Below are 26,432 nucleotides of genomic sequence, written 5' to 3' on the forward strand. Positions count from 1 at the left end.
GTCAATCTCCTCTGGTTTCTGTGTGGATGGTGCTGGTGGATCTGTCGGTGATGGTGGATCTGTCGGTGATGGTGGATCTGTCGGTGTCGGTGCTGTCGGATCTGTCGGTCTCTGCGGCGATGAGCTCTGGGACCTGCGGTCCGCGCTTCCGCCGTGCCCGGAAGGCGACGGCCGAGTATGCGACGGCGGCGATGATGATGATGCCCTGCACCGCATCACGGAGCGTGGACGGGACACCGGCGATGTTCAACAGCATGAAGACCGCTTCGAGGGCGAAGGCGCCGGCGACCGCGCCGACGATCCAGCCCCGGCCGCCGCCGAGCACGACACCGCCGAGGACCACCGCGGTGATCGCCGTGAACTCATAGCCCCGGCCCACCGAGGGGTGCACGCCGGCATAGCCGACAAGAAGCACGGCCGACAGCGTGGCCGACAGCGACGAGATGACGAACGCGCGGGTGGTGACCCAGGCGCGGCGCGCTCCGGCGTAGTCGACGGCGCTCGCGTTGTCGCCCACCGCCATGAGGGTCTTGCCGAGAGGGCGCTTGGTGATCCAGATCCCGAGCGCGAGCCACGCGATCAGGATCAGGACCGCCCAGGGGATGAAGTCGAGCAGCGGCACCTCACGGATGCCCCCTCGCCCGATCTCTCGGAAGCTGTCTGCGGGGTTTCCCGTCGCCGCGCCGCCCGTCCACCACATGACGCCGCCGAGGAGGGCGAGCATCATGCCGAGGGTGACGATGAACGACGGCACCTTGAGCAGTGTCGTGATGACGCCGTTCACGAGGCCGACGACGACGCCGACCACGACCATCAGCAGCAGCACCGGAATCGTGCGGGCGTCGTCCTGGCCCACCAGATTGCCGGCGATGATGACCTGCGCTGTGATGAGCGATCCCTGGGAGAGATCGAACTCGCCGGCGATGATCACGAAGTACTGCCCGATGGCGACGATCGCGATGGGCGCCACCCGCTGGATGAAGCGCATGAACTGGCCGGGCTCGGCGAAGCTCGGGTTGAGGATCGTGACGGCGACGAGAAGGATCACCAGGAGCAGGAAGACCGCCCCGCGGGGACTCACGAGTGTGCGCAGCGCGTTCATGAGCGCCCTCCTTCCGTCGCGGGAGCGGTATCCGGCGCGACGCCGTCGACCGCGCCGACGCTGGCTCGGGGGTCCGCGAGTTGCGACGCCGCGTCGGCCATGTCGGCATCGGCGGCCTTCGCGGCATCGTCACCTCCCGTGCGCGTGCCGCCGGCACCGAAGCGCGGTCGGCGCCGGGCGATCGAGCGACGGCTGTACACGGCGACGGCCGCCACGATCACCACGCCTCGGACCACGTCCTTGAGGAACGGGTTGACCTGCATGACGCTCATCACGTTGTCGACGACGGCGAGGATCGCGACGCCTCCGATCGTGCCCCAGATGGAGCCGCGGCCACCCAGCAGGAGCGTGCCGCCGAGCACGACCGCCGCGATCGAGAGCAGCGCGTAGCCGCCCTGCTGTCCGACGGTCGGGCTGCCGACCCCGAGCCGGCTGGCGAGGAGGAGTCCGGCGAGCCCCGCGAACACCGAGCACAGCACGTGCGCCCAGATCAGCGGCATGCGCGTGCGGACGCCCGACAGCCTGGCGATCTCGGGGTCGCCGCCCACCGCGTACAGGTGAGCGCCGGTGCGGGTGCGGTTCAGCAGGAGCCAGACGACGACGGCGAGCCCGATCATGATGAGCGTCGACACGGGGACCGGGCCGACGCCGGTGGCCCCGATGAGCTGGAACGCCCAGGGGACGTCGCCCGCCGATCCCTCGAAGTTCGTGTTGAGGATCCCCTGCAGGATGAGTCCGACGCCCAGAGTGGCGATGAAGCCGTTCACCTTGAGCACCGTGACGATGAGGCCGTTCAGCAGCCCGACTCCGGCGCAGACGAGGAGTGTGACGACGACGGCCACCGGGATGTTGCCCGCGTTGCCGTTCATGATCGTCGCGGCGAGCAGGCTCGACAGACTGATCACGTAGGTCACCGAGAGATCGAGCGATGCGCCGAGGACCACGAGCGTCTGCCCGATCGCCACGAGTCCGAGCACGCTCATGCCGGTGAGGATGTCGCGGATGTTGCCTGGACTCAGGAAGTTGCGACCCACCGTCGCGACCAGGATCGCCCCGACGATGATCACGAGGAGGAGGATGCCGAGCACGATGACCGTCGAGTCGATCTTCAGCCGCTTCATCGTGCACCCCCGTCCGCTGCCGTGCCGGTATCGGCGGCGCCCGTCGCTGCGCCCAGGATCTCGTGCTCGGCCGACCCCGCGGGGAGCTCGGCGACGAGTTCCCCGTCGTGCATCACGAGGATGCGGTCGCTCATGCCGATGATCTCCGGCAGCTCGCTCGACACCATCAGCACGGCCTTACCCTGCGCCGCCAGCTCACGCATGAGCTCGTAGACCGCATACTTCGCACCGACGTCGATGCCGCGCGTCGGCTCGTCGAAGAGCACGATCTGCGGCTGGGTGAGCAGCCATTTGGCGAGCACGACCTTCTGCTGGTTGCCGCCGGAGAGGAACCGCACCTCCTGGTCGACACCGCGGGAGCTGACCTCGAGGGAGCTCAGGACCCCCGGCACCTCGCGACGCGAAGCGGCCGTCCGCCGCGCGAACACGCTGCGGACGACCAGGAGCGCGTTGTCCATCACGGACTGTCCGAGTGCGAGCCCCTGGCCCTTCCGGTCCTCGGAGACCAGGGCGAGTCCGGCCCGCACGGCCGCACGGGCGCTCGCGATGCGTGCGGGTGCCCCGTCGATCCGCATCGTCCCGCGGGTGAACGCCTGGACGCCGAAGATCCCCTCGACCAGTTCGGTGCGACCGGAGCCCTGCAACCCCGCGATGCCGACGATCTCCCCGGCGCGCAGCGCGAGCGACACCCCGTCCACGTAGGCGTTGCCGCAGCCTTCGAGCTCCAGGCGCGGTGCTCCGACCGTCGTCCCCTCGAGCGCGTCGGGGAAGTACGACTGGATCGATCGGCCGACCATGCGCCGCACCAGCTCGTCCGTGGTGAGGGCCGTGGTGTCATCGGTCGACACGAGCGCGCCGTCCTTGAGGATCGTGATGCGGTCGCAGAGGTCGAAGATCTCCTTCAGCCGGTGCGACACGTAGATCACGGCCACGCCTCGAGACGTCAGCCGACGGATGATCGCGTACAGCAGCTCGACCTCGCGGTCGCTGAGCGCGGCGGTCGGCTCGTCCATCGAGATGACCCGCGCGTCGAACGAGAGCGCCTTGACGATCTCGACGATCTGCTGCTCAGCGACCGTGAGCGAACCCACACGCGCCTGCGGCTCGATGAACGAGACGCCGAGGTCGTCCAGCAGTTCCGCCGTCCTGGTGTTCATGCCGCGCTGGTCGACGAAGCCGCGGCGGCGCGGCTCGCGGCCGAGGTAGACGTTCTGGGCGACCGTGCGCTCCGGCAGGAGGGTGAACTCCTGGAAGACCGTGACGATGCCGGCGTCCATCGCCTGCCGCGGGTGCGCGTGGTGCACCTCTTCTCCGCGGTACGAGATCACTCCCTCGTCCGCTGGCTGCACACCGGCGATGATCTTCATGAGGGTCGACTTGCCCGCGCCGTTCTCCCCGACCAGGCCGTGCACCTCGCCGGGGCGCACGTCGAAGTCGACGCCGTGGAGCACCTCGACACCGAAGAACGACTTGCGGATGCCGTCGACGGCGAGCACCGGCTGCTGCGTCGTGGTCGCCGTCATGACGCCACCTCCACCCATCGTCCGCCGTCCGCCGCCGAAGCGAGCACGGCCTCCGTCAACACTGCGGAACGGTAGCCGTCTGCGAAGGTCGGCAGGCCGTCGGGGTGCGCCCCCGAGATGGCCGCATACACGTCGCTGACGAACCCGTTGAAGGCGTCCTGATAGCCCATCGCATGTCCGGCGGGCACCCGCTGGAGTCGGGCGGAGTCGGGATCGGCGGTCGCGGGGTCGCGCAGCAGCAGCCGGGACTCCTCGCGCATGCCGATCCAGAGCTCCTCCGGTCGCTCCTGCTCGAAGCGCAGACTCTGCCGCGAGCCGTGCAGCTCGAGCGTGAGCGCGTTCTTGCGTCCAGCGGCCATCTGAGAGATGAGCAGCGTGCCCAGAGCGCCCGACACGGTCTCCACCAGCACGGCGACGATGTCCTCCGTGTCAACGGCACGTCCGGAACGCTCGGAGTAGACCCGGCGGGTGCGCGCGCTCAGCGCTCGGATCCGCTCGCCGATCACGAACTCGATGAGATCGCACAGGTGGGACCCGATGTCGGCGAACGCCCGTGAGGCGCCGGCCGCGTCCGACCGTACCCGCCAATCGTCGTCGCTGTCGAGGAGCATCCAGTCCTGCAGGTACGCGCAGTCGAGAGTGAGGAGCTCGCCGATCTCGCCGCGGGTGATGCGTGCGCGGGCCTCGCGCACCATCGGGTGGTAGCGGTAGATGAACGGCACCGCTGCGACACGCCCCCGGGCCGCGGCCGCCTCCGCGAGGGTCCTGGCGTCGTCGGCCGTCGTCGCGAGCGGCTTCTCGCAGATCACATGCTTGCCCGCCGAGAGCGCGCGCAGGGCGAGGTCCGCGTGCGTGGTGTTCGGCGTGCAGATGTGCACGACGTCGATGTCGGCCGCCTCGAGCAGTGCGGCCGCGTCGGTCTCCGCCCGGTCGGCGCCGAGCGCTTCGGCGGCCTCGCGACTCCCCGATGCGGAACGGGTGGCCACCGCACGCAGCTCGCCTCCGGCGTCGCGGGCCGCGGTGCGATGCACGCGCGCCATGAATCCTCCGCCGAGGATGCCGGCTCGGATCGTCCCGAGACCGGTGTCAGTGACATCCGTTGTCATGCCGCCGATTCTGACACAGACCTTTCGACTTTTGCTAGCCCTTCGTCAAAAGTTGTCGGCTCCCAATCCGAAGTCAATCGACGAGACGCCGAAGTGCTGTGGTTTACTGACGCAATGGTTGACGTTCCGAAGCCGGCGCCGGCGATCTCCTCCGGCAGCGGAGAGATCTTCCAGATCCTTCGCGACGGCCGCGCACGGACCAAGGCCGAACTCGCCGCGCTCACCGGCCTCGCCCGCTCCACCGTCGCGCTGCGCATCGATGCGCTTCTCGCCGTCGGACTCCTCCGCCCGGCAGGCGAGGCGGTGTCCACCGGAGGTCGCCCGCCCGCCAGGGTCGCCTTCAATCCGCGCGCCGGCCTCGTGCTCGCCGTCGACCTCGGCGCGACCCATGCCACGGTCGCGGTCGCCGACCTCGCCGGAGTGATCCTCGACGCCCGCACCCGCACGATCGACATCGGCGACGGACCGGAGAGCCTGCTCGACACGCTCCTCGCCGATGCCGCCGAGCTCCTCCACACCGCGGCGGACGAGCTCCCGCTGTTCGGGGTGGGCATCGGCGTCCCCGGACCCGTCGAGCACTCGACCGGCCGACCGACCAACCCGCCCATCATGCCGGGGTGGGATCGGTTCGATGTTCCGGCGTATGTGCAGAAGGTGTTCGACGTCCCCGTGCTCGTCGACAACGACGTCAACATCCTCGCGCTCGGCGAGCAGGCCACCACGTGGCCCGATGTCGATGACCTGATCTTCGTCAAGGTGTCCACCGGCATCGGCGCCGGGATCATCGCCGGCGGTCAGCTGCAGCGCGGCGCGCAGGGCTCTGCGGGAGACATGGGCCACGTGCAGGTGCCGACGGGGGCCGGATCGGCCCGCGAACCGGGCGACGAGCGCGACCTCGAGGCGCTCGCGAGCGGGTCGGCGCTCGCGGTCGCGCTCCGCGCACAGGGACTCGAGGCCCACAGTGCATCGGACGTGGTCGACCTCGTGCGCGCGGGCAACGCCGCGGCGATCGAGGCGACGCGGCAGGCGGGGCGAGACGTGGGTGAGGTGCTCGCCACGGTCGTCAACCTGCTGAATCCGTCGATCATCGTGCTCGGCGGCAGCATCGCCCGGGCGGGAGAGCACCTGTTGGCCGGTGTCCGCGAAGTCGTGTACCGCCGGTCGATCCCGCTCGCGACACAGCATCTCGCCATCGTGCAGTCCCAAGCCGGCGATCGCGCGGCGGTCCTCGGAGCGGCGATCATGGTCGCGCGCGAGGTGCTCTCTCCGGCGAGCGTCGACCGTCGGGTGGCGGCGAAAGCACGGTGACCCGCGCCTCCGCCACCACGGGCGACCGCGGTCAGAGGGTGGCCGCGAACGGGTCGAAGTCCGCGTCGATCGATCCGACCTGATCCAGGCTGCTCTGCACCTCGACGAAGCTGCGCGACTCGGCGGCCTCCTCGATCGACAGAAGCGTGTCGAGCACGTGGTACCCGAACTCCCCCGTGGCCACGTGCGGGCGGTCGGCGGCGATCGAGCGGACCATGTCGAGCAGTCCCACCCCGCGCCCGGAGAGCACACCCTCCTGGGCGACGTCGAGGATCTCCTGCTGGATCGGCTCCGGCGGGACGAACAGACGCGTGAGCGGCCGGGTGATCGAGATCGCACCGCCGAAGGTGTTCGGATCGGGGATCACGATCGTGCCCTCGGTGCCGGTGATCTCCACGACCCCCTGCCGCAGCATGGCGGAATCCGTGCTGTAGAGACTCTGTGCCTGACCGCCCTCTTCGAAGGCCGTCAGCACGCTGAGCGTGGACGGGATCTCGACGGGGAACTCCTGGCCCGCGAGCTCGCCGACCTGCACACGGCGGGTCGGCGTGCCCTGGAGGCCCAGAGCGGCGACCGAGGCGACGGGTCCGAACACGTGCACGAGCGCCGAGACGTAGTACGGCCCCATGTCGAGCAGCGGCCCCGCACCCTTCGCGTACAGGAACGACGGGTTGGGGTGGAAGATCTCCGGGCCCTGCCACTGGAAGGTGGTCTGGGCGAAGAGGGGACGACCGATGTCCCCCCGCGCGATCGCCCGCTTCGCCGTCTGCACGCCAGGTCCGAGGACTGTGTCCGGCGCCACGCCGACCCGCAGCCCGGCCGCATCGGCCTTCTCCAGGAGTCGCCGTGACTCCTCCCGGCTCACCCCGATCGGCTTCTCGGTCCACACGTGCTTGCCTGCCGCGATGATCGCCTCCGAGACCTCGACGTGCACGGCCGGGATCGTGAGGTTCACGACCACGTCGATGTCCGGGTCCTCGAGGACGACATCCACGCCACCGGAGCGCGGGACGCCGTACTTCTCGGCCTGCGTCCTGGCGCGCTCCTCGATCAGGTCGGCGACCGCGATGACGCGGAGGTCGGGGAACGTCGTGAGGTTCGACAGATACTGGTCGCTGATGTTCCCCGCGCCGATGATGCCGACGCCGACGGGGCCTGCACCGATCGCCATCAGCCGGCGACCTTCTCGTCGAGGTAGACCCGGCTGCGCTCGATCGCGTCGAACAGGTCGCCCTCGTAGTGGTCGAACTCCACGATCGCGAGCTCCAGAGCCGGCGCCGCGGCGATCGCCTCGACGAGCGGGACCGCGCCTTCTCCCGCGGCCACCTGGTCGGCGGGCGGGTACGCGCCGGCGAGAGCAGGGTCGAGGGTGCCGTCCTTGGCGTGCACCGCGATCACACGGCTGCCGAGGCGCTCCAGCAGGGCGACGGGATCGACCCCGCCACGGGCGACCCAGTACAGATCGACCTCGAGCACGACGCGCTCGTCGAGGAGGCCTGCGAGGACCTCGAGGCCGGTCACACGGCCGAAGACGGCCTCCAGCTCATGCGCGTGGTTGTGGTACCCCACCCGCACGCCCTGTGCTGCCCCGACCTCGGCTGCCGCGTTCAGCAGTCGCGCGGTCTCCTCGATCTGCGCGACCGACTCCCACCGCGCCGGCGCGGTGTACGGGTCGATGACGGTGCCCATGCCGAGCACCTTCGCCGCCTCGAAGACCTCCGCGGGCGAGGGCACCGGCAGGGTGGTGCCACTGCCGTCGGGGTTCACGAACGAGGTCGACGCCAGGAAGGCGTGTCCGGACGGCGCACGCAGTCCCGCAGCCGACAGCGCAGCGGCGAGCGGCTCGGCCCGGCGCACGAAGTCATAGGGCTCGACCGCCGTGAACCCGCGGGCGGCGACCGCCGCAAGCGATCCTTCGAGGTCGGACTCCAGCTCCTCCTTGATGGTGAACAGCTGCAGGGAGGTCTGAATCGTCATCGGTCGTGCTCCTTCGGTCGTCGGCGACGTGGCGGGAATCCTGTCCCGTGGAGGCACGCTACCACCAAATACCTCCACGCGGAAGTTTTTGTTCGCTAGACTCCCCCCCATGCCGGAAGAGACGCCAGAGCAGCTCGAGCATCCCCGCCAGCGCGGCGCCTACGCCAAGGGCATCGCCCGGCGGCAGGAGATCCTCGATCGCGCGATCGAGGTCTTCGCCGAGCGGGGTTCCGATCGCACGAGCCTCCGTTCGATCGCGCGGGAGGTCGGGGTCACCCATGCCGCGCTCACCCACTACTTCGGCTCCCTCGAAGAGCTCCTCGTGGCGGTGTACGAAGAGAGCAACGCACCGGGACGTCAACCGGAAGCCCCCTCCGAGGAGGTGACTCCGGTGGAGATGATGATCGAGTCGGCACGCATCAACCGCTCCGTCCCCGGCCTCGTGCAGCTGTACTCCACGCTCGTCGCGTCCGCCCTCGAAGAGGGCCATCCGGCAGCCCGCACCTTCGCCACCGGTCGGTTCACACGTCTTCGCGACCGGCTCGCCGACACTGTGCGGCAGCAGCAGGACGGCGGCCGCATCCGGACCGATGTCGATCCGGACGCCGTCGCCGCGTTGGTCGTCGCCGCCTCTGACGGCCTGCAGACCCAATGGCTGCTCGATGAGACCGCACCGCAGCACGAGGCGCTCGCGCTCCTCGACCGTCTGCTGCGCCCCGCGCCGGAGCACCGGGAGCACAGGTCAGAGCGACCCTGACCCCGAGCTAGGCTCGAGACGTGACGCCCGTGCCGCAGTCCCCGTATGCCAGGGCGCTCGGCGAGCGCATCGACGACCTGCATCCGCGACTCCGCGCGTACTTCGAGGCGATCCCGGAGGGCGCCGTCGGCGTCGGAGATGGCGTCTTCCAGCGGGTGGGCACGCCCCGCCGCTGGCTGTGGCCGCTGCTGCGTCTGCTCGAACGCCGCGGCGTGCTCGCCGCGCGGTGGGAGCGCGACGTACCGTTCCGCGTCGAGAACCGCACGATCGCGTCGCGGGCCATCGGCGAACGCACCTTCCACTTCGCCGGAGGGCCATGGGTCATGCGCGACGCCGTCGCACTCACGCGTCACGGCCGCGTCGTGGACGAGCTCGGCGAGCCCGGCCTGGTCGCCGCGTGCTTCGACGTCGAGGTGCAGGAGGGCGCACTCCGCCTCACCAGCCGTGCGGTCGGTGTGCGTCTCGGTCGACTCCGTCTGCGCATCCCGCGTCCGCTCGCACCGATCGTGCGCCTGACCGAGCGCTTCGACGACGCCGAGGAGCGACAGCGTGTGGCCCTGACCGTCGATGCCCCTGTGCTCGGACGCCTGTACGAATACCGCGGCGACTTCCGTTACCGCATCGAGCACGCCGCAGAGAAGGAGCCGAGCACATGAGCGCTGGCAGGGTCGTCATCGGCGGAGCCACCGGCTTCATGGGGCGCTTCCTGGTTCCCCGGTTCAAGGCGGAGGGCCGCGAGGTCGTCACGATCTCGCGCTCCGGAGCCGACGTCCGCTGGGGCGACCAGGTCGAGATAGACCGCGCAGTCGACGGGGCCGCGCTGGTGATCGGACTCGCCGGGAAGAGCGTCAATTGCCGCTACACACCCGAGAACCGGGCGGAGATCTTCCGCTCGCGCACCGACACCACCGCCTCGCTGAGCACCGCGATCGCACGCGCGAGTGCGCCCCCTGCACTGTGGGTGAATTCCTCGACCGCGACGATCTACCGGCATGCCGAGGATCGCCCGATGACCGAGTCGACCGGAGAGATCGGCACGGGGTTCTCGGTCGAGGTCGCGAAGGCCTGGGAGAGGGCGCTGTTCGCCGACGAGCTCCCTGCGACCCGTCGCGTCGCCCTCCGCACTGCGATCGTCCTCGGCCACGGGGGCGTGCTCGAACCGCTGAAGACCCTGGCCAGACTCGGCCTCGGCGGTCCGCAGTACGACGGTCGCTGGCCGGTGGGCGCTGCGCGTCGCCTGGCAGGCACCGCCCATCATTTCCGTGCACGTCGCGGGCACCAGCGGTTCAGCTGGGTGCACATCGACGACGTCGCGCGCATCATCGACTTCCTCGAGCAGACGCCCACTCTCGACGGTCCGGTGAACGCCGCCTCACCGCACCCGGTCGACAACGTCGAGTTCATGGCGACCGTGCGACGCGTCCTCGGGGCTCCCCTCGGTCCGCCGTTGCCGCGGTGGGTCCTGGAGCTCGGCGCGATCGGCATCCGCACCGAGACCGAACTGGTCCTGAAGAGCCGGTGGGTGCTGCCCGAGAAGCTCACCGCCGCCGGGTTCACCTTCCGTCACCCCGAGCTGGAAGGCGCGATCCGCGAGTCCTTCGATCGACGCGACGCGGCTTAGGAGGCTGCGCCGGCCGAGCCGGTCGAGGCGTCGCCGTCGCGTCTGCGGCGTTCGATCTCCTCGCGCAGGCGCCACTCCTCGATCTCCCGGTCCAGGTCGGCGATCTGCTGCTCTGTCGTGCGCGTGTCGGTCGGCGGGGCAGGCCGCACGTCGGTCCGGGGCATCGGACGTTCGGCTCGACGCATCCGCGGGATCGGGACGCCGCTCTCTCCGTACTCCCGGCCGATCGCGAACCACAACAGGCTGCCGATCAGCGGGAGCAGGATCACGATGATGATCCACACCATCTTCGGCAGGTGCTTCACCAGCGCATTGTCGCGCGTGATGATGTCGATCAGCGCGCCGATCATCAGAGCGATGACGAGGATCGAGAACAGGAACGGCATGAGATCAGGGTAGACGACGCGGCGCGCGGCGTCGCCTACGGAAGAAGATGTCCGGCGGCGCGGAAGAGTTGGTACCATTCCGCACGCGTGAGCTCGACGTCCGCGCCGGCTGCAGCATCCTGCACCCGCTGCGGCGTGGTGGTCCCGAGCACGACCTGCATGCCTGCCGGGTGGCGTGTGATCCAGGCGGTCGCGATGGCGATCGGCGTCACCGCATGAGAGGCGGCGAGCCGGTCGATCACGGTGTTCAGCTCCGCATATTCGGGGTTACCCAGGAAGACCCCGTGCGAGAACCCGTCCTGGAACGGCGACCAGGCCTGGATCGTGATCCCGTTGATGCGGCAGTACTCCGCCAGGCCTCCGCCGTCGCGGACCACGCTCTGCTCATGGGCCGCCATGTTCGCCGCGACCGGCTGCGCGAGGAGCGGCGCGTGCGTCATCGACAACTGCAGCTGGTTGGCGACGAGAGGCTGATCGACCGCGGTGCGGAGCAGATCGATCTGTCGAGGCGTGTGGTTGGAGACGCCGAACGCTCTCACCTTGCCCGCGGCTTCCAGATCGTCGAAAGCCCTGGCGACCTCTTCGGGCTCGACGAGGATGTCGGGGCGGTGCAGCAGCAGGACGTCGAGACGGTCGGTACGCAGCGCCGCGAGGGACCCGTCGACCTGAGCCATGATGTGCTCGTACGAGAAGTCGAACATGCCGTGCGCCGGCACGATGCCGCACTTGGTCTGGAGCACGATCTCGTCTCGCTCGGCGGCGCTCAGCCGGAGCGCATCGGCGAAGCGGGCCTCGCAGTGGTGCATGCTGCCGCCGTAGATGTCGGCGTGGTCGAAGAAGTCGATGCCGGCGTCGCGTGCTGCGGCATAGAGGGTCCGGATGTGGGCATCGTCCTTGTCATCGATGCGCATCATGCCGGCGATGACGGCGGGGGCGGTTGCTGATCCGAACGGCACGGTCTTCATGCCGACCACGCTACCCCCGAAGGACCGACGTCAGCGGCCGTCCGGCATCGCGGCAGGGAGCAGCGCGGTCACCGGGACGTCGAGGACCTCGGCGATGCCCGCGAGGTCGACGAGCGTGAAATCCGCGCGTCCGTCCAGAAGGTCGGCGAGCTGTCCTCGGGCGATGCCGGACAGCTCCGACAGGCGGGAGAAGGACACACCGGCGTGGATCCGCGCCCCGTCCACGGTCGATGCCAACAAATGACGCAGTTCCGTCCCCATACGCACACACTACCGCCCCACACGGACACGCAAGGAGGTCGAATGGATCAGAATGGCGGCATTTTGGAGTCGTGGCGCTGCTATGGTGATCCGGATGAAGACACCTGCCGAGGAGTTCAACGATGCCGTCGGGCGACAGCTGCGAGCCGAGATCGCCGCGTCCCGCAGCAGCATCGCAGCGATGGCGCGGACGATCGGGATCGCCCGCAGCGCGCTCGACAACTACGTCACCGGCAAGCGCGCGATCCCCGTACCGGTCGTGTACTCGGTATGCGCCGCCCTCGACGTCGAGCCGCACGTGCTGCTCGCCCGCGCAGAGGAGCGTCTCAGGGCCGACGGCGTGAGCACAGCGCGCGTCACTCCGATCCGACGCACACCCGATGTCGCCGGCCCACGCGAAGATACCCGCGAGGTCGCCTTCGACTCCCCCGTCCGTCACGACGCCGACTCGGACGACCTCTACGACTGATCGAGAGTCCGCGGTCGCCCGCGGAGACGACCGCGAGGAGGAGCCGTGCAGCACCTCCTGCGTCTTGCCGACGAACAGCGCGTCCGCGTGGTCGAACGCCCCGGACGCACGCGCGGGGGCTTCGATCCCACGACATCCACGATCCGGCTGAGCCCCGGCATGAGCGTGCGCACGACACGGAGCGTCCTCGCTCATGAGCTCGGCCACGCACACCTCGGTCACACGCCGACGCCGGACGCGGCTGTCCGCTCTCACCAGGAGCGCCAGGCCGACGAGTGGGCCGCACGCCGGCTCATCACGGCGCAGGCCTACGCCGAGGCCGAAGAGCTCCGCGGGCCCCACCTGGCGAGCCTGGCCTTCGAGTTGGGCGTCACGATAGAGCTCGTCACCGCCTATCAGCGGCTGCTGCGCCAGGGAGCGGTGACGATGGCGGTCGCCTAGCCCGCGGCGAAGAACACGTCCCCGCGCTGGTTGAATATCGTCATGGCCTTCCTCGTCGACCCCGCGCCCGTCACCCTCACCGGAGAGCTCGTCGAGCTCCGCCCGCTCGAACGCTCCCACGTCGACGGCCTCATCGATGCCGTGCAGGAAGGCGACCTGTGGAAGACCGCGTGGTACACCTCGGTCCCCGCTCCCGACGGGGTGGCGGCCGAGGTCGATCGGCGCATCGCCCTGATCGACAAGGGCGAGATGGTGCCCTTCACCGCGTTCGACGCGGGCGGGCGCATCCTCGGTCTCACGTCGTTCTACGACATCGTGGCGGATGTCCCCCGGCTGCACATCGGGTACACCTGGAACCGGCCGTCCGCGCACGGCTCCGGGACGAACGCCGAGTCGAAGCTGTTGCTGCTGCGACACGCGTTCGAGACGCTCGGCGTGTTCCGTGTCGGGCTCACGACGCAGTGGGTGAACTTCCAGTCGCGCACCGCGATCGAACGCCTCGGAGCCAAGCAGGACGGCGTCATGCGCGCCATGAGCCGCTACCGCAACGGCGCGCTGCGCGACAGCGTCGAGTACTCGATCATCGAGCCGGAGTGGCCCGCGGTCAGAGCGAACCTCGAAGCGCGGCTCGCTCGACGACGGTGACCCGTCCGCTGCGGGTCACTCGGTGGCGTTGCCCGACCAGTTCTTCGACCGGCGGGTGGCCGAGCCGCGCTCACGCAGGATGAACGCCAGGGCGAGGGTCACCAGCAGGAGGCCGCCGCAGAAGGCGAAGGCGTTGTAGTCCGGCAGCTCGAATGAGGTGCCCATCAGCCAGAATCCTCCGAGGAAGAGGATCATGAAGAAGAGGAAGCTGAGGATCACGGGATCTCCTGTCGTCGGTGCCGTCTACCAGGATAGCCCGGACGCGGAAACCCCCTGTGCCGCCGACTCTTCCTCTGGTGTGCTCGGACGATGAAGACTCCACTGACAGCGGTCGCCATCTCCTGCACTCTCAAGCCGTCGCCCGCATCATCCAGCTCCGACCTCCTCGCGACCCAGCTGCTCGACGCCCTCTCCGGGCACGGCGTCACGGGGGATCTGGTGCGCGCCGTGGACCTCACGCTGAGCCCCGGGGTCCAGAAGGACATGGGCGGAGACGACCAGTGGCCGAGCATCCGCCGACGCGTCCTCGATGCGGACATCCTGGTGTTCGTCACACCCACCTGGATGGGCCAGCATTCGAGCGTCGCTCAACGGGTCCTCGAGCGACTGGACGCCGAACTGAGCGAGACCGACGCCCGCGGACGCCCCACGCTCTTCGACAAGGTCGCCATCGCGGGGATCGTCGGGAACGAGGACGGTGCACATCACATCGCGGCGATCCTGTTCCAGTCGTTGAACGATGTCGGCTTCACCATCCCCGCCCAGGGGTCGGTGTACTGGAACGGCGAGGCGATGCACACGACCGACTACAAGGATCTCGACCAGACCCCCGAGAAGGTCGCGTCGGCGATGAGCACGGCGGTGAAGAACGCGGCTCACCTCGCGCGTGCGCTCAAAGCGCAGGAGTACCCGGTCGGGTAGCTGCCGTCACCGCACGGCGGAAGGTGACGACCTCGTCCCGACGCTTCTTCTCGGCGACGAGTCCCACCAGCTCGAACCGGCGGAACACGCGGCGGGGCAGCGCAGGAAGCTCTGCGGTCAGTCCGCGCGGGGGCTTCGCGAGGCCCGTGATCAGGGAGAGATCCACCCCTGCTCCCCGCACCTCGATCCGCGCGTAGTCGCTGCGGGTGCGCCAGAGCAGGTACTCCAGTTCGCGATACGGGATCGTATGCAGCACGGCGTCGACGCGCACCCGCAGCTCATCGTCGCCGAACGCCACGGAGCACGACGCCGTGCGACGTCGAAGGATCGCCGCGAAGACCAGGTACACCGGAAGACCGAGCACGACGCCCATGAGGATGATCGCGATCCGCGCTCCCATCCGCATCACGATGTCGTCGAACGCGATCAGCAGCACGACGGCGAAGGCACCGACGACCACGACGATCGCGACGATCGCCTGCGTGAGCACGCGCATACGCAGTTCCAGTCCGGGGAAGCGCACGATCGAACCGTCGCCGCTCTCGTCGCGCTCCCAGGCGGGCGCGACGGGTGACGGCCGCTTCTTCGCGCCTCTGCGGGAGAACAGATCCGTGATGCGGCCGATCACGCCGAGCCAGATCCATCCGACCGCCGGGATCGCCGCCATCTGCAGGACCACGGCGACTCCGCGCACGGTATCCGGAAGCGGTTCGAGAAGGTCGCCCCCGAACTCGACGACGAAAGCGACGAGAGCCCCGAGGACGACCGCAACGGCCACGTGCAGGACCGCGCCGTTGCGAGCCGGAACCATGCCGAGGGTCGCATTCACGAAGGCGAAGCCGAAGCACCACCCGCTCACGAGCATCAACAGGAAGGGGAAGAAGCTGAGGTCATCGCCGGCGAGCGTGACGGCGATGGCCGCGAGCAGCAGAACGGCCCCGCCCAGCAGTGGGTACACGACGAGGGTCCGGGTCACGGACCGTCGCACGCGGGCGTCGGCGGCGGTCTCTTGGGTCATCGGGATGAGTCTAGAGCGGACCACCGCGCCTCGGCCCGGTGCCGGGATCGACGCGCGATCGCGGCGGGATCCGAATCCGCGCCACCGGGGACCGGCGGCCACCTGGTAGGGGTGACCGGTGGCCGCCGGCAGCCGAGACGGGAACTGGGGACTCCCGCTCGGAGCACCGATGGTACGCCGCGACGGGTGCAGGCCATGGGGGCTTGATCGAGGGCACCCGATGAGCTAGCCCGCGCGTTATACCTTCTCCGCTCGGCATGCCACAACCCCCGGGCGTCCGGTCGCGATGACGCCTACAGTCGGAAGACGGGGAGGGATCCCTGCTGGGCCGCAGCCGGAAGGGCAGCGCGGCTCGGGGTCCGCCGCCCCGGGGCCGGGGGGCGCCGAGGCGGCGGATCACACCTCCGCGCGGGAGGGCACGTCGCCACACTCCGCGCGGCGTGCGCGCCGAACACGGAAGACCCCCGGGCGGCCGCTCGATCAGCAGCCGACCAGGGGTCTTCGACGTCAGCGCCCTTCGCGCCGGTCCGCGTTCCTCAGAAGTCCCAGTCGTCGTCTTCCGTGGCCTCGGCCTTGCCGATGACGTACGACGAACCCGACCCCGAGAAGAAGTCGTGGTTCTCGTCAGCGTTGGGCGACAGCGCCGACAGGATCGCCGGGTTCACGTTCGTGACGCTCGAGGGGAACATCGCCTCGTAGCCCAGGTTCATCAGGGCCTTGTTGGCGTTGTAGTGCAGGAACTTCTTGACGTCTTCGGTCAGCCCGACACCGTCGTAGAGGTCTTGCGTGTACTGCACCTCGTTGTCGTAGAGCTCGTAGAGCAGCGAGAACGTGTAGTCCTTCAGCTCATCGCGCCGAGCCTGGTCTGCCGTCTCGAGGCCGCGCTGGAACTTGTAGCCGATGTAGTACCCGTGCACGGCCTCGTCACGGATGATGAGGCGGATGAGGTCGGCGGTGTTCGTCAGCTTCGCCTTCGACGACCAGTAGATCGGCAGGTAGAAGCCCGAGTAGAACAGGAAGGACTCCAGCAGGGTGGAGGCGACCTTGCGCTTGAGCGGGTCGTCTCCCTGGTAGTAGTCCATGATGATCTGCGCCTTCTTCTGAAGGTTCGGATTCTCGGTGGACCACCGGAACGCCTCGTCGATCTCCTTCGTCGACGCGAGCGTCGAGAAGATCGAGGAATAGCTCTTCGCGTGCACCGACTCCATGAACGCGATGTTCGTGTACACGGCCTCTTCGTGAGGGGTGATCGCGTCGGGGATCAGCGACACCGCGCCGACCGTGCCCTGGATCGTGTCGAGCAGCGTCAGCCCGGTGAACACCCGCATGGTGAGCAGCTGCTCGTCGGCGGTGAGCGTGTTCCACGACTGCACGTCGTTCGACAGCGGCACCTTCTCCGGCAGCCAGAAGTTGTTCACCAGACGGTTCCAGACCTCGAGGTCCTTGTCGTCCTGGATGCGGTTCCAGTTGATCGCCTGCACGCTGGAGACCAGCTTGAGTCTTTCGGGAGTCATTTCTTCGTCGTTTCTCGAGATCAGGGACGGGTCAGAGCATGCACGAGACGCACTCGGCCATGTCGGTGCCCTCGAGCGCCAGCTGACGCAGGCGGATGTAGTAGATCGTCTTGATGCCCTTGCGCCATGCGTAGATCTGCGCCTTGTTGATGTCACGCGTGGTGGCGGTGTCCTTGAAGAACAGCGTCAGCGACAGGCCCTGGTCGACATGCTGCGTGGCCGCCGCGTACGTGTCGATGACCTTCTCGTAGCCGATCTCGTACGCGTCCTGGTAGTACTCCAGGTTGTCGTTCGTCATGAACGCCGCCGGGTAGTAGACGCGGCCGAGCTTGCCTTCCTTGCGGATCTCGATCTTCGACGCGATCGGGTGGATCGACGACGTCGAGTTGTTGATGTACGAGATCGAGCCGGTCGGCGGGACCGCCTGCAGGTTCTGGTTGTAGATGCCGTGCTTCTGGATCGATGCCTTCAGCTCAGCCCAGTCCTCCTGCGTGGGGATGTGCTTGCCGGCGAAGAGCTCCTTGACCTTCTCGGTCGCGGGCACCCAGGCCTGGTCGATGTACTTGTCGAAGAACTCCCCCGACGCGTACTTCGAGTCCTCGAACCCGTCGAACGTCGTGCCGCGCTCGATGGCGAGGTTGTTCGACGCCCGCAGCGCGTGGAACAGCACCGTGTAGAAGTAGATGTTCGTGAAGTCGATGCCCTCTTCCGAGCCGTAGTACACGTGCTCGCGGGCGAGGTATCCGTGCAGGTTCATCTGGCCGAGGCCGATCGCGTGCGAGCGGTCGTTGCCGTCTTCGATTGAGCGCACAGAGCCGATGTGGCTCTGGTCGCTGACCGCGGTGAGGGCGCGGATCGCCGTCTCGACGGTCTGGCCGAGGTCGTCGGCGTCCATCGACAGCGCGATGTTCATCGAGCCGAGGTTGCAGGAGATGTCCTTGCCGATGTTGTCGTACGACAGGTCGTCGTTGTATGTGGTCGGCGTGTTCACCTGCAGGATCTCGCTGCAGAGGTTGGACATGTTGATCCGGCCCTTGATCGGGTTGGCCTTGTTCACCGTGTCTTCGAACATGACGTACGGGTAGCCGGACTCGAACTGGATCTCGGCGACGGTCTGGAAGAACTCGCGCGCGTTGATCTTCGTCTTCTTGATGCGCGGGTCGTCGACCATCTCGCGGTACTTCTCGGTGACGGAGATGTCGCCGAAGGGCACGCCGTAGACCTTCTCGACGTCGTAGGGCGAGAACAGGTACATGTCCTCGTCGTTCTTGGCGAGCTCGAACGTGATGTCGGGCACCACGACGCCGAGCGACAGCGTCTTGATGCGGATCTTCTCGTCGGCGTTCTCGCGCTTGGTGTCGAGGAAGCGCATGATGTCGGGGTGGTGGGCGTTGAGGTACACCGCGCCGGCACCCTGACGCGCACCGAGCTGGTTGGCGTAGCTGAAGCTGTCTTCGAGGAGCTTCATCACCGGGATGATGCCGGACGACTGGTTCTCGATCTGCTTGATCGGCGCACCCGACTCGCGGATGTTCGACAGCAGCAGGGCCACGCCGCCACCGCGCTTGGAGAGCTGCAGGGCGGAGTTGATGCCACGGGCGATCGACTCCATGTTGTCTTCGATGCGCAGCAGGAAGCAGCTGACGAGTTCGCCGCGCTGCGCCTTGCCCGCGTTGAGGAAGGTCGGGGTCGCCGGCTGGAAACGGCCGGAGATGATCTCTTCGACGAGGGCCACGGCGAGCTTCTCGTCACCGTCGGCGAGGCCGAGCGCGGTCATCACGACGCGGTCCTCGAAGCGCTCGAGGTAGCGCTTGCCGTCGAAGGTCTTCAGCGTGTAGCTGGTGTAGTACTTGAACGCCCCGAGGAAGGTCTCGAAGCGGAACTTCTTCGAGTACGCCAGGTCGTTGAGCTTCTGGATGAAGTCGAACGAGTACTTCTCGATGACGGCGCCCTCGTAGTACTCCTTCTCGACGAGGTAGTCCAGGCGCTCCTTGAGCGAGTGGAAGAACACCGTGTTCTGGTTCACGTGCTGCAGGAAGTACTCACGCGCTGCGCGCTTGTCGGCGTCGAACTGGATCTTCCCGTTCGCGTCGTACAGGTTCAGCATCGCGTTGAGCGCGTGATAGTCGAGGCCCTCGTATGCGGGGTTCGCCTTGAATGCCACTGTCTCGGTCACTGAAGTTCCCACCGTCGTTCCAATCCGTCGCTCACGCGATCCACATCGTCTTGTGTGCCGAAGATCTCGAGCCGATACAAGTGAGGCACGTGGCACTTGCGGCTGATGATGTCACCGGCGAGGCAGAAGGCATCGCCGAAGTTGGTGTTGCCCGCGGAGATCACTCCGCGGATGTGGCGCCGGTTGCGCTCGTCGTTGAGGAACCGGATCACCTGCTTGGGAACGGCGCCCTTCTCGACGCCGCGCCCCGCACCCCCGCCATAGGTGGGGGTGACCAGCACGAAGGGCTCGTCGATGACGAGGTCGTCTTCATTTCGGTGGAGGGGGATGCGTCGGGCCGGAAACCCGAGCTTCTCGACGAATCGTGCGGTGTTACCCGAGACGCTCGAGAAGTAGACCAGGAGCGGCGCTGCGGTCGCGACGGCGCTCATGGGGTGTCACGCCAGACGGGAGGCGAGTTCGTCGATCTTGTCGGGACGGAAGCCCGACCAGTGGCCCTCGTCGGTCACGACGACGGGTGCCTGCAGGTAGCCGAGCGCCTTGACCTGCTCGAGCGCCGTCGCGTCTTCCGAGAGGTCGAGGACCTCGTACTCGATGCCCTTGGCATCCAGGGCACGGTAGGTGGCGTTGCACTGAACGCAGGAAGGCTTGGTGTAGACCGTGATCGACATCTTTTCGTAACCCCTCAAATCTCTGGCCCGCTTCTCATCAGGCTCTTTCCCGGTAGACCCCCTGCCGGGACTTCAATACTACATATGGGGACCGACATTGGGGGCGACCACAAGGGGTAGTAGTTACATCCGTGTAGTTATCCACCGTTCTCTACAGATACAACACAGGTTCTCCACCGTTTCTTCCACAGGCCGAACCCTCCTCTGAAGGCACGCGAACCGCAGGAAATCGCGGCTGGGAAGCCCCTGTGAGCGATCCATCCACAGGGGGCACCTTACGTCGACCCACCGACATTCGGATTCCTGTGGAATTCGCCCCTCGGCGTGTCGCGGGCGTGTCGCGGATCGGTCCCTTCGACGACCCGCACCCGCGCCCGGTACCGTTGTCTGGTGGCGGGATATCGGGATCTTCTTCGCACGCCGGGTGTGGCGCGCATGATCGCGGCTCAGCTGACCGCGAGATTCCCCAACGGCATGATGTCCCTGGCGATCCTGCTGCATGTCGAGCAGCAGACCGGCTCCTACGGGTCAGCGGGCCTGGTCCTCGCGGCGACCAGCGTCGGCCAGGCGGTCGCCGGTCCCATCACCAGCCGGTGGATGGGCGCCTGGGGCATGCGGCGGGTGCTCACGCTCACTCTCTCGGTCTGCGTCGTCGCCGTGCTGTGCCTCGCCGTGCTCCCCCTCTCCGTGCCAGGCTTCATGGCGCTCGGCATGATCGCAGGGCTGTCGACGCCTCCGATCCAGGCCGCGGTCCGCACGATCTACCCGAAGCTCGTGAACTCCTCGAACCTCACTCCCCTGTTCTCGCTCGACGCCTCGCTGCAGGAGATCATCTGGGTGCTGGCCCCGGTCGTGATCACCCTGGTCTCCACGCAGATCGGCACCATGGAGGGGCTGCTGCTGGTGGCCGTCGTCCTCGTCGGCGGCGGCGCGTGGTTCATCCTCTCCCCCGAGGTCGGCCGGGTGCGCATCCCGCGCAGCCGCAACGCGCTGGGCACCGTGGTACTCAAGCCCCCCGTGATGCTGGCGACAGTGATCGGCTTCCTGTTGATCGGGGCGTGCTCGGCGGTCGAGGTCGGCGTCGTCGCGACCTTCGAGCACGGCAGTCTCGCCGCCGGCCTCGTGCTCGCGGTGTTCTCTGCGGGCAGCCTCGCCGGCGGGCTGGCGTTCGGGCACATCCCGATCGGCCCCTGGGCCATGGCGCGCCGCCTGCTCATCGTCACGATCGGCCTCGCATCGACGATGGTCATGCTGAACGTGTTCTGGCTCGGCGGGACACTGATCCTCGCCGGGATCGGCATCGCCCCCGCGCTCGCCGTGCTGTTCGCGATCACCTCCGCCAGCGTGAAGTTCAGCGAGACCGCCGAGGCCTTCGGATGGGCCGGCACCGGGCAGTTGATCGGCGCAGCCGCCGGCTCCGCCGTCGCCGGGTTCCTCGTCGACGTCAGCGACTGGCGCGGCGCCTACCTCGCCGCCACGATCTTCGCCGCGGCCGGACTCCTCGTCTCCATCGTCTTCGTCCGTTCGTTCCCCGACCTGCGTCACCGCGACGCGAGCCCGCATCCCGACACCGAACCCCTGGCGGTCACCCCTTCATGAACTCTTCCTCCTCTGTGCACACTGCCCCCGAGATCGTCTGCATCGGCGAGACCATGGCGTTGATCACCCCGACCGATGCCGGACTCGCATCGGCCGCCCACGCGTCGATCGGACTGGCGGGTGCGGAATCCAACGTGTCAGCCGGCGTGGCCTCCGCCGGGCACCGGGTCGCCTGGGCTTCGCGCCTCGGCGACGACCCGCTCGGAGACCGCATCGCCTCCGAGCTCGAGCGGCGTGGAGTCGAACTGTGGGTCGAGCGCGACGACGCCGCCCCGACGGGCGTGATGTTCAAGGACCCCGGGGTCGAGTCCTCCTCCGTGTACTACTACCGCCGGGGATCGGCGGCCTCCCGCATGGAGCCGGGCTTCCTCAGCGCCGCGCAGCTCGAGGGCGTCCGCATCGTGCACACCACGGGGATCACCCCCGCCCTCTCCTCGGCGTGCCGAGACATGGTCGACCGGCTGTTCGCCGACGCACGCACCACCGGCGCCCTCGTGTCGTTCGACGTGAACGACCGTCGTCCGCTGTGGAGCCGGGAAGACGCGGCGGACACGCTCGCGCGCCTCGCGGACGCCGCCGACATCACGTTCGTCGGTCGTGACGAGGCCGAGCGGATCTGGGGAACGGCGACGCCGACCGCCATCCGGGCGTTCCTCCCGAACTGCGCACTGCTGGTGGTCAAGGACGGCGACGTCGGTGCGACCGCCTTCGACGGCGACGCCGAGCCGGTGTTCGTCCCGGCACCCGTCGTCGACGTCGTCGAACCCGTCGGCGCCGGAGATGCCTTCGCATCCGGCTTCCTCGCCGCGACCCTCGACGACGCAAGCCTCGCCGAGCGACTCTCCGCCGGGCATGCCGCGGCGGAGCGTGTGCTCACGATCGCGGCCGACCTTCCCCCGTTGGCAGCGTTCGGCTCCGACTGACAGGGACAGCGACAGGGGCCAGGGGCCCCGCCCGGTCGTAGGCTGATGACATGCCTGCACCGCTCACCCTGCCCCGCCGCTCGTGGGGTGATCCGTCTGCCGCAAGGCGGGCACTCCTGGTCCACGGTCTCGGGTCCTCCGGTGCGCTGATGTGGCGCCTGGGCGACGCCCTCGCCGACGCAGGATGGCACGCGACCGCGGTCGACCTGCGCGGTCATGGCGATGCGCCGCGTTCTCTCGACTACACGGTCGCGGCATACGGCGCCGACCTCGCCGCCACCCGCCCTGACGACGCGGGCCCCTGGGACGCGGTGGTCGGCCACTCCCTCGGCGGCGCTGCGAGCACCGTCGCCGCGGCGTCCGCACCGGACTGGACCCGTCGGCTCGTCCTCATCGATCCGGCGATCCACGTCGACGGTCGCGACGCGGCCATCGTCCGCAGAAGCCAGGAGCGGGCCTTCGCCGACACGAGACTCGAGGTCGTGCAGCAGGAGCATCCGCACTGGCACCCGCAGGACCAGGAGTTGAAGATCGATGCGGTGCAGCGCGCGAGCGCTTGGGCGGTCGAGCAGACCAGTGCGCAGAACCAGCCGTGGGATGTGCGGGACGCTGCCGCGCGGCTGACGGTACCCACGCACGTGATCGGCGCCGACCCCGCCGTCTACAGCATCTTCACGGGTGACCTCGCGAGCGAGGTGCTCGCGGCGAACCCGCTGATCACCTTGTCCGTCGTCGAGGGAGCTGGCCACTCCCTGCACCGCGACCGGCCTGACGAATCGATCCGACAGCTTCTGGAGGCTCTGGCATGAGCGACTTCGACCCGACCGCATACCTTCCCGACGACCTCCTCGCGCGGATCCGCGAACGCGCGCCGATCCACGACCGCGAGAACACCTTTCCGCAGCAGGACCTCGACGAGCTGCGCGCGGCCGGGTACCTGTCGATCCTCGTGCCGGCCGAACGCGGTGGTGCCGGGCTCGGCCTCGCCGAGGCCGCCGTCCTGCAGCAGCGTCTCGCGGGGGCGGCGCCGGCCACGGCTCTGGCCATCAACATGCACCTGGTGTGGACCGGCGTCGCGAAGGTGTTCTCCGACCGGGGCGTACCCGGCCTGGAGTTCGTCCAGGACGGCGCGGTCGCCGGCGAGGTCTTCGCGTTCGGCATCAGCGAGGGCGGCAACGACCTGGTCCTCTTCGGCAGCGACACGGCGGCGGTGCCGGACGGCGACGGCGGCTATTCGTTCACCGGCACGAAGATCTTCACCTCGCTCGCCCCGGTATGGACGAAGCTCGGCCTGCACGGCCTCGACACCACGAGCGCCGACGCTCCGAAGCTCGTGTTCGCGTTCATCGACCGCACGGATGCCGTGACCACCTCGGACGACTGGGACACGCTGGGCATGCGGGCCACCCAGAGCCGGACCACCCGGTTGAACGGCGCCACGGCTGATGCGGCACACGTGGTGCGACGCATCGACCCAGGGCCGAGCCCCGACCCGATCGTGTTCGGCATCTTCTCGGTGTTCGAGATCCTGCTCGCCTCCGTGTACACGGGCATCGCGCGGCGAGCGCTGGAGCTCGCCGTGGCGACCGCGCAGAAGCGGCACTCGAAGAAGACCGGCCTCGCGTACAGTCAGGACCCCGACATCCGCTGGCGCATCGCCGACATGTCGATCGCCTACGACGCGCTGCCGCCGCAGATCGCCGCGCTCGCCCGCGACGTCGACGACAGGGTCGACAACGGCCCCCGCTGGTTCCCGCTGCTGTCGGGCGTCAAACACCGCGCGATCACCATGGCCAAGCAGGTCGTGGATGACGCCATGCTCGTCGCGGGCGGCGGTTCCTACTTCTCGGTGAACGAGTTGTCCCGGCTCTACCGAGACGTCCTCGCGGGCGCGTTCCACCCCTCCGACCCCGAGTCCGCGCACTCCACGGCGGCCGGGGCGTTGCTGGGACCGCTCCAGACGTGAGCCCTCTTCTCCGCTGATTCCGCCGACGATCGCTGTTTTCACGGCGGAATCGGTTGCCGTGCCCTGACTCGGGTGCGAGGATCGCATCATGGGTCCGAAGAAGCATCCCTCGCTCGACGCGATCTCCAAGACCATCATCGAGCTGCTGCAGGAGGACGGCCGTCGATCGTACTCCGACATCGGACGCGTCGTCGGCCTGAGCGAGGCCGCCGTGCGGCAGCGCGTACAGCGCCTGACCGAGTCCGGGGTGATGCAGATCGTCGCCGTGACGGACCCGATGCAACTCGGGTTCCCTCGACAGGCGATGATCGGCATCCGCGTGTCCGGCGACACGCGGCGCGTGGCAGAGGCTGTCGCGGCGATCGACGCGGTCGACTACGTGGTCATCACCGTCGGCTCCTTCGACGTGCTCGCCGAGGTGGTCTGCGAAGACGACGACGACCTGCTCGCCCTGATCAACGACGTCATCCGACCGATCGACGGCGTCCTCTCCACCGAGACCTTCATCTACGCCAAGCTGCAGAAGCAGCTCTACAACTGGGGGACCAGATGAGCACCGCCCGCACGATCCCGTCCGAGTCCGCGCTGCAGACGATGGCGAAGGACCATCTCTGGATGCACTTCACGCGACAGTCGACCATGGCCGAGTCCGGTGTGCCCATCATCGTCAAGGGCGAGGGACACCGGATCTGGGATGCGAAGGGCAAGGAGTACTTCGACGGCCTCGCGGGGCTCTTCGTGGTGAACGCGGGCCACGGTCGGCGGCGTCTCGCCGAGGCTGCGGCAGCGCAGGCGTCGGAGCTGTCGTTCTTCCCGCTCTGGTCGTACGCGCATCCGGCGGCGATCGAACTCGCCGATCGTCTCGCCGACGAGGCGCCCGGCGACCTCAACCGCGTCTTCTTCTCCACGGGAGGCGGCGAGGCGGTCGAGACCGCGTTCAAGCTGGCCAAGCACTACTGGAAGCTGCAGGGGAAGCCCGCCAAGCACAAGGTCATCTCGCGCGCGATCGCGTACCACGGTACCCCGCAGGGAGCATTGGCGATCACCGGGATCCCGGCGATGAAGTCGATGTTCGAGCCGGTCACCCCCGGCGGTTTCCGTGTGCCCAACACCAACTTCTACCGTGCGGCCGAGATGGGCGGCCCGGCCGACGACCTCGAGGCCTTCGGCCGGTGGGCCGCCGACCGCATCGAGGAGATGATCCTGTTCGAGGGAGCGGACACCGTCGCCGCGGTCTTCCTCGAGCCCGTGCAGAACTCCGGCGGATGCTTCCCGCCTCCTCCCGGCTACTTCGCGCGCGTGCGCGAGATCTGCGACCGCCACGACGTCCTGCTCGTCTCGGACGAGGTGATCTGCGCCTTCGGGCGACTCGGACACACGTTCGCGTGCACCGGTCTCGGCTACGTCCCCGACATGATCACCTGCGCCAAGGGCATGACGAGCGGGTACTCCCCCATCGGCGCCACGATCGTCAGCGACCGCGTGTACGAGCCGTTCTCGAAGGGCGACGTCTCGTTCCCGCACGGCTACACGTTCGGAGGGCACCCCGTGTCGGCAGCGGTCGCCCTGGAGAACCTGGCGATCTTCGACGAGGAGGGGCTCAACGCCCACGTGCGCGAGAACTCCCCGCTGTTCCGCGCCGAGCTCGAGAAGCTGCTCGACCTGCCGCTCGTCGGCGATGTGCGCGGCGACGGATACTTCTTCGGCATCGAGCTCGTCAAGGACAAGAAGGAGACCTTCGACGACGCCGAGTCGGAGCGGCTGCTGCGCGGCTTCCTGTCTCCCGCCCTGTTCCAGGCGGGTCTGTACTGCCGCGCCGACGACCGTGGAGATCCCGTCATCCAGCTCGCGCCGCCACTCACCGTCGGCCCGTCGGAGTTCCGCGAGATCGAGCAGATCCTCCGCGATGTGCTGACGCGCGCGCAGTCGGTGCTCTGACGACAAAGGGCACAGGCGGGCGCG

29 protein-coding genes are annotated in these 26,432 nt (G+C 68.4%); 14 read left to right on the plus strand and 15 right to left on the minus strand.

The genetic code is table 11. The annotated features are described in order from the left end of the window. Position 1: 1 nt before the first annotated feature. From AB0E56_RS19225 to AB0E56_RS19240, 4 genes are read right to left on the minus strand one after another with little or no spacing between them, the layout of a single operon-like run. Positions 2–1,102 carry an ABC transporter permease gene (locus AB0E56_RS19225; protein ID WP_359801675.1) on the minus strand — a complete coding sequence of 367 codons (1,101 nt, stop codon included), beginning with the start codon at positions 1,100–1,102 and terminating at the stop codon, positions 2–4. Beyond that, positions 1,099–2,223: an ABC transporter permease gene (locus AB0E56_RS19230; RefSeq protein WP_359801678.1), complete on the minus strand. Its 1,125-nt coding sequence runs from the start codon at positions 2,221–2,223 to the stop codon at positions 1,099–1,101. Before AB0E56_RS19230 ends, AB0E56_RS19225 begins: the two co-directional genes overlap by 4 nt. Further along, a complete protein-coding gene (locus tag AB0E56_RS19235; protein WP_359801679.1) occupies positions 2,220–3,746 on the minus strand; it encodes a sugar ABC transporter ATP-binding protein in 1,527 nt (508 codons plus the stop codon). Before AB0E56_RS19235 ends, AB0E56_RS19230 begins: the two co-directional genes overlap by 4 nt. Further along, positions 3,743–4,852, minus strand: coding sequence for a Gfo/Idh/MocA family oxidoreductase (locus tag AB0E56_RS19240; RefSeq protein WP_359801682.1), 1,110 nt, complete (start codon positions 4,850–4,852; stop codon positions 3,743–3,745). Before AB0E56_RS19240 ends, AB0E56_RS19235 begins: the two co-directional genes overlap by 4 nt. Positions 4,853–4,966: 114 nt before the next feature. Between AB0E56_RS19240 and AB0E56_RS19245 the strand changes: the two genes are divergently transcribed. Next, positions 4,967–6,160, plus strand: a complete 1,194-nt coding sequence (locus tag AB0E56_RS19245; protein WP_359801683.1) for an ROK family protein — start codon at positions 4,967–4,969, stop codon at positions 6,158–6,160. A gap of 31 nt (positions 6,161–6,191) precedes the next feature. On the opposite strand, the gene AB0E56_RS19250 is transcribed toward AB0E56_RS19245, so the two are convergent. After that, positions 6,192–7,331 carry a Gfo/Idh/MocA family oxidoreductase gene (locus AB0E56_RS19250; RefSeq protein WP_359801686.1) on the minus strand — a complete coding sequence of 380 codons (1,140 nt, stop codon included), beginning with the start codon at positions 7,329–7,331 and terminating at the stop codon, positions 6,192–6,194. Next, a complete protein-coding gene (locus tag AB0E56_RS19255) occupies positions 7,331–8,137 on the minus strand; it encodes a sugar phosphate isomerase/epimerase (RefSeq protein ID WP_359801688.1) in 807 nt (268 codons plus the stop codon). Before AB0E56_RS19255 ends, AB0E56_RS19250 begins: the two co-directional genes overlap by 1 nt. A 109-nt stretch (positions 8,138–8,246) precedes the next feature. Between AB0E56_RS19255 and AB0E56_RS19260 the strand changes: the two genes are divergently transcribed. Genes AB0E56_RS19260 through AB0E56_RS19270 form a run of 3 tightly spaced genes read left to right on the plus strand, consistent with a single transcriptional unit; the run spans position 8,247 to position 10,515 of the window. Continuing rightward, entirely contained in the window at positions 8,247–8,894 is a 648-nt protein-coding gene (locus AB0E56_RS19260) for a helix-turn-helix domain-containing protein (RefSeq protein ID WP_359801690.1), read from the plus strand. A gap of 20 nt (positions 8,895–8,914) precedes the next feature. Further along, a complete protein-coding gene (locus AB0E56_RS19265; protein WP_359801693.1) occupies positions 8,915–9,550 on the plus strand; it encodes a DUF4166 domain-containing protein in 636 nt (211 codons plus the stop codon). After that, positions 9,547–10,515: a DUF1731 domain-containing protein gene (locus AB0E56_RS19270; RefSeq protein ID WP_359801694.1), complete on the plus strand. Its 969-nt coding sequence runs from the start codon at positions 9,547–9,549 to the stop codon at positions 10,513–10,515. The genes AB0E56_RS19265 and AB0E56_RS19270 overlap by 4 nt, the downstream gene beginning before the upstream one ends. Here AB0E56_RS19270 and AB0E56_RS19275 read toward each other — a convergent pair. Genes AB0E56_RS19275 through AB0E56_RS19285 form a run of 3 tightly spaced genes read right to left on the minus strand, consistent with a single transcriptional unit; the run spans position 10,512 to position 12,127 of the window. After that, a complete protein-coding gene (locus tag AB0E56_RS19275) occupies positions 10,512–10,901 on the minus strand; it encodes a PLDc N-terminal domain-containing protein (protein WP_359801697.1) in 390 nt (129 codons plus the stop codon). The genes AB0E56_RS19270 and AB0E56_RS19275 overlap by 4 nt on opposite strands. Before the next feature lie 35 nt (positions 10,902–10,936). Next, positions 10,937–11,866 (minus strand): aldo/keto reductase, encoded by a 930-nt coding sequence (locus tag AB0E56_RS19280; protein WP_359801698.1) that lies wholly within the window; start codon positions 11,864–11,866, stop codon positions 10,937–10,939. Positions 11,867–11,896: 30 nt separating this feature from the next. After that, on the minus strand, positions 11,897–12,127 hold the full coding sequence (locus tag AB0E56_RS19285) for a helix-turn-helix transcriptional regulator (protein WP_359801699.1): 231 nt from the start codon (positions 12,125–12,127) through the stop codon (positions 11,897–11,899). 94 nt (positions 12,128–12,221) lie between these two features. Between AB0E56_RS19285 and AB0E56_RS19290 the strand changes: the two genes are divergently transcribed. From AB0E56_RS19290 to AB0E56_RS19300, 3 genes are read left to right on the plus strand one after another with little or no spacing between them, the layout of a single operon-like run. Further along, complete coding sequence (locus AB0E56_RS19290) at positions 12,222–12,596, plus strand: helix-turn-helix transcriptional regulator (protein ID WP_359801700.1); 375 nt, start codon at positions 12,222–12,224, stop codon at positions 12,594–12,596. 45 nt (positions 12,597–12,641) lie between these two features. Then, positions 12,642–13,037 carry an ImmA/IrrE family metallo-endopeptidase gene (locus AB0E56_RS19295; RefSeq protein WP_359801701.1) on the plus strand — a complete coding sequence of 132 codons (396 nt, stop codon included), beginning with the start codon at positions 12,642–12,644 and terminating at the stop codon, positions 13,035–13,037. 42 nt (positions 13,038–13,079) lie between these two features. Then, entirely contained in the window at positions 13,080–13,682 is a 603-nt protein-coding gene (locus tag AB0E56_RS19300) for a GNAT family protein (RefSeq protein ID WP_359801704.1), read from the plus strand. Positions 13,683–13,697: 15 nt separating this feature from the next. On the opposite strand, the gene AB0E56_RS19305 is transcribed toward AB0E56_RS19300, so the two are convergent. Then, positions 13,698–13,901: a hypothetical protein gene (locus AB0E56_RS19305; protein ID WP_359801705.1), complete on the minus strand. Its 204-nt coding sequence runs from the start codon at positions 13,899–13,901 to the stop codon at positions 13,698–13,700. Between the two features lie 90 nt (positions 13,902–13,991). On the opposite strand from AB0E56_RS19305, the gene AB0E56_RS19310 reads away from it, so the two are divergent. Next, a complete protein-coding gene (locus AB0E56_RS19310) occupies positions 13,992–14,603 on the plus strand; it encodes an NAD(P)H-dependent oxidoreductase (RefSeq protein ID WP_359801707.1) in 612 nt (203 codons plus the stop codon). Here AB0E56_RS19310 and AB0E56_RS19315 read toward each other — a convergent pair. The 5 genes from AB0E56_RS19315 to nrdH form a co-directional block, all read right to left on the minus strand. Beyond that, positions 14,575–15,621, minus strand: coding sequence for a hypothetical protein (locus AB0E56_RS19315; protein WP_359801709.1), 1,047 nt, complete (start codon positions 15,619–15,621; stop codon positions 14,575–14,577). The genes AB0E56_RS19310 and AB0E56_RS19315 overlap by 29 nt on opposite strands. Positions 15,622–16,157: 536 nt before the next feature. After that, positions 16,158–17,135 carry a class 1b ribonucleoside-diphosphate reductase subunit beta gene (nrdF, locus tag AB0E56_RS19320; RefSeq protein ID WP_226531609.1) on the minus strand — a complete coding sequence of 326 codons (978 nt, stop codon included), beginning with the start codon at positions 17,133–17,135 and terminating at the stop codon, positions 16,158–16,160. 31 nt (positions 17,136–17,166) lie between these two features. Then, positions 17,167–19,311 carry a class 1b ribonucleoside-diphosphate reductase subunit alpha gene (gene nrdE / locus AB0E56_RS19325; RefSeq protein WP_359801712.1) on the minus strand — a complete coding sequence of 715 codons (2,145 nt, stop codon included), beginning with the start codon at positions 19,309–19,311 and terminating at the stop codon, positions 17,167–17,169. Further along, on the minus strand, positions 19,308–19,742 hold the full coding sequence (gene nrdI / locus AB0E56_RS19330) for a class Ib ribonucleoside-diphosphate reductase assembly flavoprotein NrdI (protein WP_220173516.1): 435 nt from the start codon (positions 19,740–19,742) through the stop codon (positions 19,308–19,310). The genes nrdE and nrdI overlap by 4 nt, the downstream gene beginning before the upstream one ends. A gap of 6 nt (positions 19,743–19,748) precedes the next feature. Beyond that, a complete protein-coding gene (gene nrdH, locus AB0E56_RS19335) occupies positions 19,749–19,982 on the minus strand; it encodes a glutaredoxin-like protein NrdH (RefSeq protein WP_220173517.1) in 234 nt (77 codons plus the stop codon). A gap of 390 nt (positions 19,983–20,372) precedes the next feature. On the opposite strand from nrdH, the gene AB0E56_RS19340 reads away from it, so the two are divergent. The 6 genes from AB0E56_RS19340 to AB0E56_RS19365 all read left to right on the plus strand — a co-directional run bounded on the left by AB0E56_RS19340 (position 20,373) and on the right by AB0E56_RS19365 (position 26,408). Continuing rightward, complete coding sequence (locus AB0E56_RS19340) at positions 20,373–21,581, plus strand: MFS transporter (protein ID WP_359801714.1); 1,209 nt, start codon at positions 20,373–20,375, stop codon at positions 21,579–21,581. A gap of 14 nt (positions 21,582–21,595) precedes the next feature. After that, a complete protein-coding gene (locus AB0E56_RS19345) occupies positions 21,596–22,504 on the plus strand; it encodes a sugar kinase (RefSeq protein WP_359801715.1) in 909 nt (302 codons plus the stop codon). A 50-nt stretch (positions 22,505–22,554) separates the two neighbouring features. Beyond that, entirely contained in the window at positions 22,555–23,313 is a 759-nt protein-coding gene (locus AB0E56_RS19350; RefSeq protein WP_359801718.1) for an alpha/beta hydrolase, read from the plus strand. Continuing rightward, positions 23,310–24,470: an acyl-CoA dehydrogenase family protein gene (locus AB0E56_RS19355; protein ID WP_359801720.1), complete on the plus strand. Its 1,161-nt coding sequence runs from the start codon at positions 23,310–23,312 to the stop codon at positions 24,468–24,470. The genes AB0E56_RS19350 and AB0E56_RS19355 overlap by 4 nt, the downstream gene beginning before the upstream one ends. 88 nt (positions 24,471–24,558) lie before the next feature. Beyond that, entirely contained in the window at positions 24,559–25,023 is a 465-nt protein-coding gene (locus tag AB0E56_RS19360) for an Lrp/AsnC family transcriptional regulator (protein ID WP_183150543.1), read from the plus strand. Next, entirely contained in the window at positions 25,020–26,408 is a 1,389-nt protein-coding gene (locus AB0E56_RS19365) for an aspartate aminotransferase family protein (protein ID WP_359801722.1), read from the plus strand. The genes AB0E56_RS19360 and AB0E56_RS19365 overlap by 4 nt, the downstream gene beginning before the upstream one ends. The last annotated feature ends 24 nt before the right edge of the window (positions 26,409–26,432 follow it).

This window comes from Microbacterium sp. NPDC028030 (assembly GCF_040637855.1).
Classification (GTDB): Bacteria; Actinomycetota; Actinomycetes; order Actinomycetales; family Microbacteriaceae; genus Microbacterium.

Coding starts and splice junctions, on each gene's coding strand:
- AB0E56_RS19225 (WP_359801675.1), bottom strand. CDS start 1,102: ATGAACGCGCTGCGCACACTCGTGAGTCCCCGCGGGGCGGTCTTCCTG.
- AB0E56_RS19230 (WP_359801678.1), bottom strand. CDS start 2,223: ATGAAGCGGCTGAAGATCGACTCGACGGTCATCGTGCTCGGCATCCTC.
- AB0E56_RS19235 (WP_359801679.1), bottom strand. CDS start 3,746: ATGACGGCGACCACGACGCAGCAGCCGGTGCTCGCCGTCGACGGCATC.
- AB0E56_RS19240 (WP_359801682.1), bottom strand. CDS start 4,852: ATGACAACGGATGTCACTGACACCGGTCTCGGGACGATCCGAGCCGGC.
- AB0E56_RS19245 (WP_359801683.1), top strand. CDS start 4,967: ATGGTTGACGTTCCGAAGCCGGCGCCGGCGATCTCCTCCGGCAGCGGA.
- AB0E56_RS19250 (WP_359801686.1), bottom strand. CDS start 7,331: ATGGCGATCGGTGCAGGCCCCGTCGGCGTCGGCATCATCGGCGCGGGG.
- AB0E56_RS19255 (WP_359801688.1), bottom strand. CDS start 8,137: ATGACGATTCAGACCTCCCTGCAGCTGTTCACCATCAAGGAGGAGCTG.
- AB0E56_RS19260 (WP_359801690.1), top strand. CDS start 8,247: ATGCCGGAAGAGACGCCAGAGCAGCTCGAGCATCCCCGCCAGCGCGGC.
- AB0E56_RS19270 (WP_359801694.1), top strand. CDS start 9,547: ATGAGCGCTGGCAGGGTCGTCATCGGCGGAGCCACCGGCTTCATGGGG.
- AB0E56_RS19275 (WP_359801697.1), bottom strand. CDS start 10,901: ATGCCGTTCCTGTTCTCGATCCTCGTCATCGCTCTGATGATCGGCGCG.
- AB0E56_RS19280 (WP_359801698.1), bottom strand. CDS start 11,866: ATGAAGACCGTGCCGTTCGGATCAGCAACCGCCCCCGCCGTCATCGCC.
- AB0E56_RS19285 (WP_359801699.1), bottom strand. CDS start 12,127: ATGGGGACGGAACTGCGTCATTTGTTGGCATCGACCGTGGACGGGGCG.
- AB0E56_RS19290 (WP_359801700.1), top strand. CDS start 12,222: ATGAAGACACCTGCCGAGGAGTTCAACGATGCCGTCGGGCGACAGCTG.
- AB0E56_RS19300 (WP_359801704.1), top strand. CDS start 13,080: ATGGCCTTCCTCGTCGACCCCGCGCCCGTCACCCTCACCGGAGAGCTC.
- AB0E56_RS19310 (WP_359801707.1), top strand. CDS start 13,992: ATGAAGACTCCACTGACAGCGGTCGCCATCTCCTGCACTCTCAAGCCG.
- AB0E56_RS19315 (WP_359801709.1), bottom strand. CDS start 15,621: ATGACCCAAGAGACCGCCGCCGACGCCCGCGTGCGACGGTCCGTGACC.
- nrdF (WP_226531609.1), bottom strand. CDS start 17,135: ATGACTCCCGAAAGACTCAAGCTGGTCTCCAGCGTGCAGGCGATCAAC.
- nrdI (WP_220173516.1), bottom strand. CDS start 19,742: ATGAGCGCCGTCGCGACCGCAGCGCCGCTCCTGGTCTACTTCTCGAGC.
- nrdH (WP_220173517.1), bottom strand. CDS start 19,982: ATGTCGATCACGGTCTACACCAAGCCTTCCTGCGTTCAGTGCAACGCC.
- AB0E56_RS19350 (WP_359801718.1), top strand. CDS start 22,555: ATGCCTGCACCGCTCACCCTGCCCCGCCGCTCGTGGGGTGATCCGTCT.
- AB0E56_RS19355 (WP_359801720.1), top strand. CDS start 23,310: ATGAGCGACTTCGACCCGACCGCATACCTTCCCGACGACCTCCTCGCG.
- AB0E56_RS19360 (WP_183150543.1), top strand. CDS start 24,559: ATGGGTCCGAAGAAGCATCCCTCGCTCGACGCGATCTCCAAGACCATC.
- AB0E56_RS19365 (WP_359801722.1), top strand. CDS start 25,020: ATGAGCACCGCCCGCACGATCCCGTCCGAGTCCGCGCTGCAGACGATG.